Raw genomic sequence first — 13745 nt, forward strand, 5'->3', positions numbered from 1 at the left:
GGGCTTTCGTTTTTCCCTCCCCGAGTTCGACACGCTTTCACGCGGCGCTGCAGTACTCCGACGCAATGAGCGAGGACGAGGCCGACCGCGACGGCGGGCCGGACGGGGCGAACGACGATTTCGAGTCGGTGCTATCCCGAGTCCGAGATCGGATCGATCCGGACGCCGACGAACGAGCGCGGCTGCGCGCGGTCGCGGAGACGCTCACCGAGCGGGCCGAGGACGCAGCGACCGACCTGGCTCCCGGCGCGGACGTCCTGCAGGTCGGCTCGTCGGCACGAGGAACCTGGATCAGCGGCGACCGGGATATCGACGTCTTCGTCCGCTTTCCGCCGGAACTCGACCGCGAGACGCTCGAGGAGTACGGTCTCGAGGTCGGCCACGAAACGGTGCCCGACGGCCACGAGGAGTACGCCGAACACCCCTACGTCAAGGGCGAGGTCGAGGGGTTCGACGTCGACGTCGTCCCCTGCTTTCGTCTCGAGTCGGCGACCGAGATCCGCTCGGCCGTCGACCGGACCCCGTTTCACAACCGCTACCTCGAGGAGCGCCTCGACGAGGAGCTGGCGGCCGACGTGCGCCTCGCCAAACAGTTCCTGAAGGGGATCGGCGCCTACGGGAGCGACCTTCGGACCAGCGGGTTCAGCGGCTACCTCACCGAGTTGCTCGTCGTCGAGTACGGCGGGTTCCGATCGCTGCTCGAGGCCGCAGCCGACTGGCAGCCGCCGGTCGAACTCGATCCCGAGGATCACGGACGAGCGTCGTTTTCGGATCCGCTGATCGTTATCGACCCGACCGATCCCGAGCGCAACGTCGCCGCCGTCTGCGCCGCCGAAAACGTCGCCCGGCTCCAGCACTACGCCCGCGAGTTCCTCGCCGCACCTTCGACCAGCTTCTTCGAACCCCGCGAGCCCGAGCCGCTGACGGCCGCGGCGCTTCGCGACCGACTCGCGGATCGGGAGGCGACCGCCGTGGCGGTCCGATTCGAGGCCCCCGACCTCGTCGACGATCAGCTCTACCCGCAGCTCCGGAAGTCCCTCGAGGGGATCGTCGGCGGCCTCGACGACCGCGGATTCGACGTTCTCAGAGCGGACACGTTCGCCGACGAGACGGCCGTCGTCTTCGCGGAACTGGCCGTCGCCGAACGACCAGCGATCGAACGCCACCTCGGGCCGCCGATCCACGTCCGCGACCACGCCGAGGGGTTCTACGACGCCTACGCCGACGACCCCGACGTCTACGGTCCGTTCATCGACGGCGACCGCTACGTCGCGGAGCGAAAGCGGGACTGCACGACCGCTCGAGGGTACCTCGAGAGCGACCGCCTGTTCGACGTCGGGCTCGGCGCACACGTCGAGACGGCCCTCGAAGAGAGGTACGACGTGCTCGTCGGGGACGAGACGACGGCGCTGCTCCCCGAGTTCGAACGCCAGCTGGGCGCGTACTTCGATCCGCGACCCTGAGAAATCGATCCGCGCGAGCGCTCAGTCCAGTTCGAGGTCGTGTGCGTCGGCGACCTTCTCGAGCAGTTCCACCGCGTCGGGGCTGCAGTCGTCGTCGGGTTCGATCGGCTCCCGCCCGTCGAACGTCTCGTGGACGAGCGCAACGCTGTCGGCGAGCACGTCGAGGCCGTACCCGCCCTCGAGGACGAACGCCAGTGCCGCGTCGGTGCGGTCGGCGACGCTCCGGAATCGATCGGTCAACAGGGCATAGGCCTCCGTCGAGAGCCTGATTCGCGAGATCGGGTCGTGGCGGTGGGCGTCGAAGCCGGCGCTGATCAACAGGAGGTCCGGATCGTACGCCTCGAGCGCGCTCGAGACGGGACCCTCGACCGCCTCGAGGTAGTCCCGATCGTCCGTGCCCGCGGGCATCGGGACGTTCATCGTCGCTCCCTCGCCGTCGCCCTCGCCCGCCTCCTCGACCTGTCCGGTACCGGGGTAAAGCCCCTCCTCGTGGATGGAGGCGAAGAAGACGTCCTCGCGGTCGTAAAAGATGTCCTGCGTGCCGTTGCCGTGGTGGACGTCCCAGTCGACGATCGCGACTCGATCGACGTCCCGGGTGTCGAGGGCGTGCTGGGCGGCGACGGCGACGTTGTTGGCGAAACAGAAGCCCATCGCGTCGTCGTAGACGGCGTGATGGCCCGGCGGTCGGCCGATCGAAAACGGCGTCTTTCTGCCGTCGGCGCCGTCCAGGGCCGCCTCCGCGGCCCAGCAGGCCTGCCCGGCGCTGTACCTGACCGCGTCCCAGGTCTCCTCGACGGCGGTGGTGTCGGGGTCCCAGTTCCCTCCGCCGTCGGCACAGAACTCCCTGACCGACTCGAGGTAGTCGCGGTCGTGGACCCCCTCCATGACGTCGACGCCGACGGGATCGGCCTCGACGTACTCGACGCCGTGCTTTCGCTTCAGCCGTTCGCGGATCGCACGCAGTCGGTCCGGCGACTCGGGGTGGCGCGCGCCGGGATCGTGTGCGAGACAGACCTCGCTGTAACCAAACTGCATCTCACTCGAACAGCGAGAAGTACGTCTCGATGTCGTCGTCGGTGATCGTTCGCCGGTCGGCGTGGCGAGCGAGAACCGCCGCGGCCTGGGCGACGTTGTCGGCGTAGTCCTCGAGGATGTCCGCCAGCGCGATCCGGGCGTCCATCGAGACCCGGTACCGGGAGTCGATCTCGAGGCGTGCGATGCGGTCGACGGGTGCGACCGGCAGCTCGAGGGCGGCCTTGTCGACGACGGTTCCGACCTCGAAGTCCTGGGCCATCAGCGTCTTGCGCCCCTCGGCGTTCGCCCGCTCGGCGGCCTCGGTCGCGAGTTCGCTCCCGCGCTCCTGGATGCGCTTTGCGAGCTCCTCCGATGCGTCGGCGCTCACCCGAAGTTCACCCGCGTTCCGCCGGATGATCGTATCGACCGGCGCGAACGGGAGTTCGACGTTCATATCATGATAGCCGGAGTTAACTCCCTTAACGCTTTTCCTCACGATTCGGCGTTTTTCGCCGCCTCAGAACACGTCACTCGCCTCGAGCCGACCGTCCCGGACGACGCCGCGGGCGGTGATCTCCTCGCCGAGCCCGACGGTGGCCTCGGTGGTGACGCTCATCGTCGTCTCGCCGTCGTCGAGCACGACCGGGTCGCCGGCCTGGACGACGACGCCGGTGAACTCGATCTCCTCGCCGGGTTCGGGCTCGTCCGAGCCCGCGTCGTCACCGTCGTCGGCCGTCGATGCCGCCTCGTTCGTCGATGCTCCGTCGTCACCCTCCGCGAACGACGACAGGCCCGCGTTCCCGTCGCTGTCCGCGCTATCGTCGGCCGTCTCTGCGCTCGAGCCAGTCTCCGAATCCAGAACCGTTACCGTCGACTGCCAGCCCGCGCTCGCCTCGAGGTCATCCTGCCAGCCGTCCTGGATCTCGACGTCGGCCAGCGCGACCTCGTCGCCCGGTCCGAGATCGGTGTCGGCCTTCGAGCCCCAGAGCGCGACCCGGATGTCGCCGGTCGCGTCCTGCACCCGAATGTTCCGGACCTGGCCCTCCGAGCCGTCGTCGCGGTCGAACGTCCGCTTGGGGTCGGCCGATCGAACGACGCCCGCGATGTCGACCGTCTGGCCGATCTCGACGTCCTCGATCGGCACGCTCTCGGGGACGTACTCGACGTCGGCGTCGACGGCCTCGAGCGCACCTCGGTTGCCGACGTGAAGCTCGAGCGAGCCGTCTCGCTCGCGGACGTAGCCGTCGACGACCTCGAGGGTGTCGCCGGCCTCGAACTCCGTCACCTGCTCGGCGCGCTCGTCCCACATCGTCACCCGGATTCGACCGGTCGAGTCGCCGACGACGAGGTTCGCGACCTTCCCCTCGGAGCCGTCGTCGCGGTCGAACGTTCGCACGCTGTCGGTGTCGAGGACGACGCCGACGAGGTTCACGCTCGAGAGGCCGAGCGACAGCGCCTCGACGGTGTGAACGTCGGATACCTGGACGTCGACCTCGGTGTCGGGGTCGGGTTCGACCTCGTCGACGCTGACTTCGACGCCCGAAAACCCCTCCTTCGGTCGACCCTTGATCCGCAACACCTGGCCCTCCTCGAGCTCTTCGAGGGTCGCCTCGGCGTGTTCGTCCCAGAACGCCGCCCGGATCGAGCCCGTCTCGTCGGCGACCTCGACGTTGACGACGCGGCCGTCTTCGTCCTCGCCGTCGCGCTCGAAGGTCCGCATCTCGCCGATGTCGATCACCTTCGCGACGAACTTGGCCTCCTCCATCCCGGGTTCGACGTCGGCGACCCCGCCGACCTCGCTCTCGCCGATCTCGTGGGCGATGAGCATCGCCGCCGTCTCCTCGTCGGCGAGCCCGCCCATCTGCTCGACTTTCTCCTCGACGGCCTCGCGAAACTCCTCGAGAGAAACGTCCGCCTCGAGGTCCTCGTACACGCCCTCGATGTCGCTCATTCTATGTTCGTTCATGAGTAGCCCGCGCATAAGAATTGCTCATTCGACGGCTCCGGGAGCGAATGACGAACACGGCAGGGCGAGGCGGTGACGGTAACTCGAGGCTGGTTCGACGGTCGGAGTGCATACGATCGTTGGCCGCCCCTTCCGGGATAAACGTATGCGGTTCGCGTGACACTCCCTCCCGAAATCGGCGGCCAGCGGCCGGATACTTTCGAAAGGGCTTTAATGTCGACGGCGGTACGTAGAGATGAGTCCTGATAGGGTAGTGGACTATCCTCTTGGCTTGCGGAGCCAGGGACCGGAGTTCAAATCTCCGTCAGGACGCTCACTTATCGCGGGCGCTTCACGTTGTTCAGCGCCCGCTCTTGTGTTCGGTCCTGACGTGCCCAACGCTCGTTTCACTCGCGTTGGACTCCGTCAGGACGTTTCTGTCGACACCAAACCGCGAGCGAAGCGAGCGACTGGTGTCGGCGAAACTCCGATACGGAGATTTGAGCAGGAAAGTCGCAGCGGCCGACCGGAGCGAGGCCGACCATCTTTCCGTGTTCAAATCCCCTGAGCGTCTCCGACGCTCCGTGCCCAACGCTCGTTTCATCACCGGCGGCTTCGCCGCCGGTTTCCAGCGGGACCTTCGGTCCCGCACGACTCGCGTTGGACTCCGTCAGGACGCTTTCTGTCAGGTGTCCTCGAGCGAGCGCTCCGACTGCCGACGGGCAGGAGGAGCGACTCGAGTGCGCTCGAGCCGACGGCCCGTCGAATCCTCCTGTCGGGGCACAAAACTCATTCCGGGACGGCGGCGAGTCGAACCGAATGCGATCCAGACGCGACGTCCTTCTGGGGATCGGTACTGTCGGCACCGCGGCGCTCGCGGGCTGTCTCGGGAGCACCGATGCCGAGCCCGGCAGCGACGACGACTATACGTGGTCGACGCCCGGCGCCGACATCGGGAACTCGAGGGCTGTCGCCGACGGCGCGGCGCCCCGCGAGGAACCCTCGCTCGAGTGGCGCCTCGAGTTCGACTCGGCGTTCGTTACCGCCGAGCCGATCGTGACCGACGATACCGTGCTGGTCACGGCGGGGACCAACGTCGTCGCCGTCGACCGCGAGACGGGCGAGCGACGGTGGTCGATCGACCCCGACAACGACGCCTACACGTACAACGGCGCGCCGACCGTCGTCGGCGACAGGGCCTACCTCCAGGAGGTGGACACGCTGACCGCCCGCGACCTCGAGACGGGCGAGGTGGAGTGGGCCTACGAGTTCGAGTCCGTGATCGGCGCCGGGTCGGTGACGGTCTCGGAGACGGACGACGGACGCATCTACGCCGCTGGCGGCAACGCCGTCCACGCGCTCGAGGTCGAAACCGGTGACCACCTCTGGGAGCAGGAGCTGCTCGGGGCCCCGCGGTACGCCCTCGGGAAGTACGCCGACTCCCTGTACGTGGCGACGAGAGGCGGCGAGCTGTACGACGTCAAGCGGTGGGGTGCCGTCGAGTGGCGGCGAACGATCGAGTCCGGAATCGCGAGCGCGCCGGTCGTGTTGACCTCGAGGGACCGCCGTACCGGACACGGCGTCGCCGTCGCCGGGGGCGACGGCACGATTACGTACTTCGATATCGGCGGGAACCGGGAGTGGGAGACCGAACTCGGCGGTTCCGGGACCGACGGGCTCGCGATCGGCCACCGCACGCTGCTGGCGCGGTCGGGATCGACGCTGTACGCGCTCGACGCGAACGAGGGCGGCGAACGGTGGCGCGTCTCCCTCGAGCGGGGCGGCTCCGGCCCGCCGATCGTCGTCGGTGACACGGTCTACGTCGGGGACGACCGTCTCCGCGCGATCGATATCGGCGGCGGAGTCGGGATTCGCTCGTTCCGGGTCGGCGAACGGCGGTTCGAGCGGGAGACCGACGGCAACGTCAGCTTCGTCACCGCGGCCGACGGAAAGCTGTTCGCGACCACGGACGCCGGCTGGGAGGGCGACGGCTCGACGAAGCTGCTGGTCCTCTCGTGAGATCGTCCGTCCCGGAGCGTGCCTGCACGGAACGTACCCGCGCTCGTCGAGAACGTCCCCTCGAGTCGCGATCCGAACGACGAGGTATTCATGAACGACCGACACTCGAGAGCCGACGACGACAGCGGGGGAGACGAACAGGGGCCGACACCCGTCAGCCGACGGCAGCTCCTCGGCGCCACGGCGGGCGCGGCCGCGGGAGCGACTGGACTGGGCGCCGCGTCGAGGCCGGCCGCCGCGAGCGAACTTACGGGCTGTGACGACTGGCTCGAGGCGCCCCCCGACTACCCGGAGATCGACCTCACCGACGCGGAGCCGACGGCCGAGAACCTCGAGGGGATCGGCGAGGAGTTCGTCGTCTTCGTCCACGGCTGGCTCGGCCTCGAGACAAGCACGGACCAGGCCTACACTCTCCGAGAGGCCCTCGAGGGAAACGACTCCGACCGACCCGTCGTCGCGGCGTCGTGGGAGGCCGATAGCCGCATCTACTGGCGCGCCGAGCGCACCACCGAGACAGCCGGCGAGCGCCTGGCTGCCTGGCTCGAGGACGAGACTGACGACGCGACGGTCCACCTGGTCGGCCACTCACTGGGCGGTCGCGCGTGTCTCGAGACGCTGGCCGCCCTCGAGAGCCGCGTCGAGACCGTGTCGCTGCTCGGCACCGCGGCCGACGACGATGCGATCTGTACGGCCGGCGCGTACGGCTGCGGGATCGAACGCGGGGCCGAGGCGGTGTACAACTACCACTCCGGGAACGACGCCAGCGTCTGTTACGGCTACGACGTCCAGTCGTTCTCGAGCGGGCTGGGATGTGCCGGCAGCGACTGCGGCGACGGCTGGTTCCGAAGCGGAAGCTCTCGTCCCGAGAACTACGTCGACGTGGACGTCACCGACGACGTCGGCGACCACTGCGCCTACACGAAACCCGACGTCGGCTGCGCGGACCGGATCGCCGACACGCTCGAGTGAGGGCTCGAGGAAATCGGAGCGAGACTCGCTCGGCTCGAATCAGCGGTATAGATTAGAGGCTCAACGAGTTCGATACGACTGAACAGTTCGTGCGGTGGCGCGTGCTGGTGGGCAGTTCGAGCAATAGCGAGAACTGTGCACTGAAGCCGCGCGAGGGATGAGTGAACGAGCAGAGCGCGGCGCTACGCGCCGCGGACGGGCGAACGGCCAGCGGCCGTGAGCCCGCAAGCGAGTGAGCGTAGCGCGGAACCGCAGGTTCCGCGGACCATGCGAATAGTGCGAGACCTCCGGTCTCGCATACCGTGCGAACGGACGCGTAGCGTCCGTGAGCAGAGGGCGCTGCGCGCCCGTGAGCAGAAATCGGCTGGGGAGGGCGTGGCAATCCACTGTGTTCGCGCGAGCAGGACTGCTATCGTCGTACGTATCTCAGTACCGCGAAAGCCCCTGGCCCTTTCAGTCCCACCCAGCGATGGGGGAGTTGAGGCTGCAGACTCGACACCGGACGTTCCACCCGCTTTCACCGGCAACGCCGAGAATCACTCGAGCCTCGAAAGTTCGCCGGTCCGTTCCTTGCGGATCAGATCACGGACGAACAGCCGGATCTGGCGCTCGAGTTCGTCCCGATCCTCGTAGGCGTAAACTCGGGCCTCCCAGCGGTCCCGAACGGCCGCGATCATCGCGCTGCGGACGCCCGACTCGTGGACGAACGCGACCCGTTCTCGGTGGTGCGCCGGGGTTTCGCCGTCGAACAGCGCCTCGAGTACGGAGCCGACCTCGATACCGACACCGAGGTTGTCGTCGACGGCGGGAACGACGTAGACGACCGCGTTGCTCGCCTCCGCGAAGGCGATGCTCTGGCTGGCCGCGTCGAGTTCCTCGAGCGGCACGTCGATATCGATCGCCAGGAACGCGTTGACGCCGGCGTCGGTCCGCAGGCGGTCCCGAACGTCGAGCAGAAGGTCGAGTGCGGCCTCGTCACGCGCCAGGTCGTGGTCGGATCCGACGAGCGTCCCGAAATCGACCGAGTCGGGGATCGAATCGGGGTTGGCGTGCTCGAGTGCCCGTTCCACGTCGAACGCCTCGTAAGGCCCCATCAGGTAGACCAGAAACCGCGATCGGGGCAGGTCGCCCAGTTCGTCGATGATTCGATCGCGCATACGGGTACTGCTCGCCGCCATCATATAAATCAAAATGTTTTCAACAGTTACTGACTCAGCGAACGCTTAAGCGGTCCGGCGAAAAACGAGACGTATGGCCGAGTCCGAACGAGCGGGACGACGAACGGGGGAAGCGTTGCTGCCCGAGCACAGCGTCCTCTCACTCGAGGAGTACCTCGCAATGCAGCGCTCGATCGGTAACGAGACGCGGTTTCGCGTGCTGAACGCGCTGGTCGAGGACGGGGGACAGAGCGCCAGCGAGCTACGGGATCGGCTCGACGTGCAGTCGAACGTGCTTCACTACCATCTCGACGAACTCGTTGCTGTCGGCCTCGTCGAGAACCGGAAACGTAAGGAGCCGGACGCGGAGGGCCTCTACTCGTTCTACCGAGCGACGTCGCTGGGCGAGGGGATCCTCCAACACGGCGTCCGCGAACTGATCGCTCGAGAGTGGGATTCCCTCGAGGAGTACGGACAATAGACGTAGTTGACGCGTTCCTGGATTCGATCGCACGGTCGCCCGGAGAATCGCTCAAGGCGATCGTACGGCGTCGTCACTCGAGGACGAAAACTGGGTGAGAGGAGTAAGCCCCCTTCTGTTCGATCCGGCATTCGGCTGAGCGTCCGCGCCGTCCGCGAAATCGCGGGGCGTTCGGGCTACCACGGCGCGGACTTGCACCGGTGAGGGTTCGCCGTTCCATCGATCCTCGGCCGTCTGTGTGTAGTCAGCGACGCCGAGCGTCGCTTGCGGTCTCGAACCGCGAACGTCGACTACACGCGGCTCGCGGCATACGCCGCTCGCACGTTTCGCGGTCCGTCGGACCGCGCATCCCTCGGCGGGTCAGCTCCCCTTCCTCGCGGTCGGGTTCGCGCGCCTCATCGGTCGGGCCGAGACGTGTCGTTTCTGTTCCAGAGCCGGCGGTCTCCCGCCCCGGACTTGCGTCCGGTCACCCGCCCGAACGGGTGGGGGGACTTTCCTCGCGAGCGTTGGGCACCTCGGAGAGGTGGCCAACGTAGGAGCACGACGCGACGTCGAGTCGCCTCGTGCCATGGTGACCCCGCCGTCGCCGGCGAGGTCATCGCGGCAGCCGGGCTCTCTCTCCCAGCGTGATGTAGGGGGGGCAGGCGAATAAGTCCCGCGGTCGGCCCCCAGCCGGGCCTCGAGCCGAATGGAAGCGTTTTAGGACGTCAATTCCCATGTACATTCGTATGTCCCAGCGACAGGGCGTTGACCTTTCCTACGAGGACGGCGTGCGCGCCGTCGAGCTCGCGCGCGAATCCGTCGAATCCTACGTGCAACACGGACAGCGAGAGCAACCGGGCAGCATGCGGGAGGCCTTTTACGAGCGAACGGGGGCGTTCGTCCGGCTCGAGTCGACCCGCGGACGGGGGAGCCTGCGGGGCTGTGCCGGGGGGTACCGATCGGGCGACCAGCTCGGCCACGTCATCGTCGACGCGGCGATCGAGGCCGCAAGCGAGGACTCCTGTGGCTCGGAGGTGAGCCCCTCGGAGCTGCCGAACCTCACCGTCTCGGTCTGTACGGTCAAAAACGTCGTCCTCACCGACGACCCGCTTGCGGATCTCGAGCTGGGAACCCACGGCGTCGCCGTCGACGCCGGCGAGGGCGGTTGGCTCTACCCGACCGTTCCCGTCGAGAACGGCTGGAGCGAACACGAGTACCTCGATCGAACCTGTCGGAAGGCCAGACTCGCACCGGGTGCCTGGCAGGACGACGACGTCCTCGTCACTCTGTTCGAGGGGCAGGTCTTCCGTGAGCGGGAGGCCGACGGCAGCATCGAGGAGCTGTAGTCGCGTCGGTGAGTCGCCGCGAAGACCGGATGGCCATCGATCGCTACCGACGCCATATATAAACTTTTCTCGCGGGTGTCGAGCCGACAGCCGTGACTCCGGTTATACGATCGTTCCGGACGATCCGTGAGTCGTGATGGCCGCAACCGACACCGAACCGATCGAACCGCCGACGGAACGCCCGCCGCATCCGGAGGTGAGTCGATGACGGCGATCGAGACGAGGGGGCTGGCGAAGCGCTACGGAGAGCAGACCGCCCTCGAGAACCTCTCGCTGACCGTCGAGTCCGGAGAGGTGTTCGGCTTCCTCGGGCCGAACGGCGCGGGCAAGACGACGACGATCGACCTCCTGCTCGATTTCGTTCGGCCGACCGACGGCTCCGCGACGGTGCTCGGCTACGACGCCCACGCGGAGACCGACGCCGTCCGCGACCGCGTCGGCATCCTCCCGGACGGGTTCGACCTCTGGGAGCGCTCGACGGGGTATCGCCACCTCGAGTTCGCCCTCGAGTCGAAGGGCGGAACGGAATCGCCGGAGGACCTGCTCGAGCGCGTCGGGCTCGATCGGGACGACGCAGAGCGGCCCGTCGGTGACTATTCGAAGGGAATGTGCCAGCGCCTTGCGATGGCGATGGCGCTAGCGTGGCGGCGCCGCCGCCACGTTATAGGCGGTCGGCGGAGCCGACCGCCCGGCCGGCGATCCCGACCTGCTGATCCTGGACGAGCCCTCGAGCGGTCTCGACCCCCACGGCATCCGGATGTTCCAGGAGATCGTCCGCGAGGAGGCAGCCGACGGAACGACCGTCTTCTTCTCGAGTCACGTCCTCGGGCAGGTGGCGGCCGTCTGCGACCGCGTCGGCATTCTGGACGACGGCGAGCTCGTCACCATCGACACCATCGCGGGCCTGCGGAAGCGGTCGGGCGTCGGCTCGAGCCTGGTCGTCGACGTCGTCGACGGCTCGGCGATCGAACGCGACCGACTCGCCGAAATCGACGGCGTCACCGACGCGGGCCGCGCGGACGGACGGCTCCGGGTCACCCACGCCGATCCAGCCGCGAAGGCACCCGCGATCCACCGGCTCGTCGAGTCGGGCGTCTCCGTCCTCGACTTCGAGGTCGAGGAGGCGACGCTCGAGGACCTCTTCGCCGCGTTCACGGGATCGGACCGAGGTTCGAATCGAAACCGGGCCGAGGCGACCGCCGAGACCGAACGGGTCCGAACGCCCGCGATCGACGGCGGAGCCGCGGCTCCCGAAGCGATCGAGAGCGACGCGGAGGTGGGACGATGAGCGCGACCGCGATCGCCCGCAAGGACTTCGAGGACGCGGTCCGCTCGCGGATGGTCTGGTCGGTGATGGGTGTGTTCGCCTTTCTGATGGGGCTGGTCGCGGTCAGCGCGGCCACGGACGACCTCTCGGGGACGGAGCCGACCGAGATCATCGCTACCGTCACCAACATCGGCGGGCTGTTGTTCGTGCCGATCGTCGCCCTGCTGGTCGGCTACATGGCGATCGTCGGCGAGCGCGAGTCGGGCAGCCTCCGAGTACTGTTCGGCCTCTCGCACGGCCGTCGGGACGTCTTCGTCGGGAAGTTCGTGAGTCGGCTCGGCGTCATCAGCCTCGCGACCGTCCTGGTCGGTGCGATCGCCATCGGCACGGGACTGGCGCTGTTCGACGACGTGCCGCTGGGTACCTTCTTCGCCTACGCCGGCCTGACGGTGCTGCTGGGAATGGCGTTTACCGCGATCGCCGTCGGCGTCTCCGGGATCGCGACCTCGCGGATGCAGGCGATGGCGGGCGCGATCGGCAGCTACGTCGTCTTCACCCTGGTGTGGCACCCGATCGTCGCCGGCGTCCACTACCTCCTCGAGGGGAGCCTGCCCGGACTCGAGGCGCCCGAGTGGTACTTCCTGCTGTTGCGGCTGAACCCCATCGAGGCGTACCTGCAGGTTTCGAGCGAGCTGGCCGGCCAGTTCATCTGGGGGATCGTCGGCATGCAGGGGATCGTCGAGGACGTCCCCGAGGAGTCGCTCCAGGATCCCGACGCGCTCATGCTCTCGAACCGCGTGAGCGGGGAGCTCCCGTTCTACCTCCAGGACTGGTTCGCCGCGGTCGTCCTGGTCGCCTGGATCGCAGTGCCGCTTCTGGTCGGCTACTGGTGGTTCGAGCGGGCGGATCTGAACTGAGATCGAGCTATCGCATCCCGAATCCGACGGCGTTTGCATCCTCGAGACAGCGCTCGCTGGCGACCGCGAGGTCGAACTCCCGAACCACCTCGCCGTCGCGGATCAGCGGCTCGAGCAAAGACTCGCCGTCGTCGGGCCCGTCCCGGTCGGCCAGCGCGACGTGGTGGCCGCCGTCGGCGGTCCGATAGACCTCCTTCACGCCCGAGAGCTTACCCCGTTTGGAGATCGTCTCGCCCCCGATCGAAACGATGTCCAGGCTGAAGTCGACCGAATCGGCTTCGGTGATGTGGCTGCCGACGCCGAAGCCGTCGGCGACGTCCCGCAGCTCGCGGATGTTCCCGGGACCGAGCCCGCCGCTGCAGAAGATCTCGACGTCCTCGTGACCCCGCGCGTCGAGCTCCCAGCGCACCTCGCGGATGATGTGTCGAAAATCGCCCCGGCGGGAACCGGTGGTGTCGATACGGACGCCGTCGAGGTCCTCGCCGAGCGTTTCGGCGGCCAGCAGGCTCTCGCTCTTCTCGTCCCAGAAGGTGTCCGCGAGCGCGATCCGGGGCGTCTCGTCGGGGACGGCCTCGTCGAAGGCTCGCCAGGCGTCGGCCTGATTGCCCTCGCCGAAACAGAACATGAGCGCGTGGGGCATCGTGCCGCCGGCCTCCCGACCGAGGATCTCGCCCGCGGCGACGTGGGAGAAGCCGTCCAGCCCGGCCAGCAGGGCGGCCCGTTCGACCGTCGCCGTGATCGATGGGTGAACGTGGCGCGCGCCGAAAGAGAGCACCGTCGCGTCGGGTGCGGCGAGCCGAGCCTCGAGCGCGGCCGTGGCGAAGCCGCTCGGCTGGGACAGAAAGCCGAGCAGGGAGGTCTCGAGCTCTGCGAACTCGAGGTACGGCCCTTCGACCCGCAGGACGGGACCGCCGTCGAACAGCCGGCCGTCGGGGAGCGCGTCGACGTCGACGTCCCGACCCTCGAACAGCGCGGCGACGTCTTTCACGCCTGTAAAGACCTCGAAGGAGTCGGTCGGGAACTGGTCTGCGGTCACCTCGGCGACGACGTGGGGGTCCTTCCCCGCGTGCTCGAGGGTCGTCCGCGTTCGCTCGAAGTAGGCGTCCGTCGCGGTGCCCTCGAGGATCGCCTCCGAGGACACGATTCCGAACGGATTCGTCATACGGTCGGTTTCAGGCGGCGATC

At 67.8% G+C, this 13745-nt stretch carries 11 protein-coding genes, 1 tRNA gene, 1 other RNA gene and 1 pseudogene; 8 read left to right on the plus strand and 6 right to left on the minus strand.

The features are described from left to right. Positions 1-65: 65 nt before the first annotated feature. Positions 66-1463 carry a CCA tRNA nucleotidyltransferase gene (gene cca / locus ACFEMD_RS08290; protein ID WP_394740569.1) on the plus strand — a complete coding sequence of 466 codons (1398 nt, stop codon included), beginning with the start codon at positions 66-68 and terminating at the stop codon, positions 1461-1463. Positions 1464-1484: 21 nt separating this feature from the next. Here cca and ACFEMD_RS08295 read toward each other — a convergent pair whose 3' ends face one another. The 3 genes from ACFEMD_RS08295 to ACFEMD_RS08305 all read right to left on the minus strand — a co-directional run bounded on the left by ACFEMD_RS08295 (position 1485) and on the right by ACFEMD_RS08305 (position 4428). Continuing rightward, entirely contained in the window at positions 1485-2498 is a 1014-nt protein-coding gene (locus tag ACFEMD_RS08295; protein WP_394740570.1) for a histone deacetylase family protein, read from the minus strand. A 1-nt stretch (position 2499) separates the two neighbouring features. After that, the gene (locus tag ACFEMD_RS08300) at positions 2500-2931 is read right to left on the minus strand and encodes a histone (RefSeq protein WP_394740571.1); all 432 of its coding nucleotides are present in this window, start codon (positions 2929-2931) and stop codon (positions 2500-2502) included. A 63-nt stretch (positions 2932-2994) separates the two neighbouring features. Next, complete coding sequence (locus ACFEMD_RS08305) at positions 2995-4428, minus strand: single-stranded DNA binding protein (protein ID WP_394740572.1); 1434 nt, start codon at positions 4426-4428, stop codon at positions 2995-2997. Positions 4429-4682: 254 nt separating this feature from the next. Between ACFEMD_RS08305 and ACFEMD_RS08310 the strand changes: the two genes are divergently transcribed. The 3 genes from ACFEMD_RS08310 (at position 4683) to ACFEMD_RS08320 (ending at position 7410) form a co-directional block, all read left to right on the plus strand. Next, a tRNA-Arg gene (locus ACFEMD_RS08310) sits at positions 4683-4755 on the plus strand. Positions 4756-5241: 486 nt separating this feature from the next. Further along, complete coding sequence (locus ACFEMD_RS08315) at positions 5242-6441, plus strand: outer membrane protein assembly factor BamB family protein (RefSeq protein WP_394740573.1); 1200 nt, start codon at positions 5242-5244, stop codon at positions 6439-6441. Between the two features lie 90 nt (positions 6442-6531). Continuing rightward, positions 6532-7410 carry an esterase/lipase family protein gene (locus ACFEMD_RS08320; RefSeq protein WP_394740574.1) on the plus strand — a complete coding sequence of 293 codons (879 nt, stop codon included), beginning with the start codon at positions 6532-6534 and terminating at the stop codon, positions 7408-7410. 536 nt (positions 7411-7946) lie between these two features. Here ACFEMD_RS08320 and ACFEMD_RS08325 read toward each other — a convergent pair. Then, a complete protein-coding gene (locus ACFEMD_RS08325; protein WP_394740575.1) occupies positions 7947-8567 on the minus strand; it encodes a DUF7509 family protein in 621 nt (206 codons plus the stop codon). A gap of 94 nt (positions 8568-8661) precedes the next feature. Between ACFEMD_RS08325 and ACFEMD_RS08330 the strand changes: the two genes are divergently transcribed. After that, complete coding sequence (locus ACFEMD_RS08330) at positions 8662-9048, plus strand: helix-turn-helix domain-containing protein (RefSeq protein ID WP_394740576.1); 387 nt, start codon at positions 8662-8664, stop codon at positions 9046-9048. A gap of 93 nt (positions 9049-9141) precedes the next feature. Here the strand turns inward: ACFEMD_RS08330 and rnpB are convergent. Then, an RNA gene (rnpB, locus tag ACFEMD_RS08335) (RNase P RNA component) lies at positions 9142-9616 on the minus strand. Between the two features lie 160 nt (positions 9617-9776). Between rnpB and ACFEMD_RS08340 the strand changes: the two genes are divergently transcribed. The 3 genes and pseudogenes from ACFEMD_RS08340 (at position 9777) to ACFEMD_RS08350 (ending at position 12560) form a co-directional block, all read left to right on the plus strand. Further along, complete coding sequence (locus ACFEMD_RS08340) at positions 9777-10376, plus strand: TIGR00296 family protein (RefSeq protein ID WP_394740577.1); 600 nt, start codon at positions 9777-9779, stop codon at positions 10374-10376. A gap of 204 nt (positions 10377-10580) precedes the next feature. Next, a pseudogene (locus ACFEMD_RS08345) lies at positions 10581-11664 on the plus strand (ATP-binding cassette domain-containing protein). Then, complete coding sequence (locus ACFEMD_RS08350; protein WP_394740578.1) at positions 11661-12560, plus strand: ABC transporter permease; 900 nt, start codon at positions 11661-11663, stop codon at positions 12558-12560. The pseudogene ACFEMD_RS08345 and the gene ACFEMD_RS08350 overlap by 4 nt, the downstream one beginning before the upstream one ends. Positions 12561-12567: 7 nt before the next feature. Here ACFEMD_RS08350 and ACFEMD_RS08355 read toward each other — a convergent pair whose 3' ends face one another. Then, a complete protein-coding gene (locus ACFEMD_RS08355; protein ID WP_394740579.1) occupies positions 12568-13722 on the minus strand; it encodes a nicotinate phosphoribosyltransferase in 1155 nt (384 codons plus the stop codon). Positions 13723-13745 lie beyond the last annotated feature (23 nt).

Source organism: Natronococcus roseus, assembly GCF_043677095.1.
Taxonomy (GTDB): Archaea; Halobacteriota; Halobacteria; order Halobacteriales; family Natrialbaceae; genus Natronococcus; species Natronococcus roseus.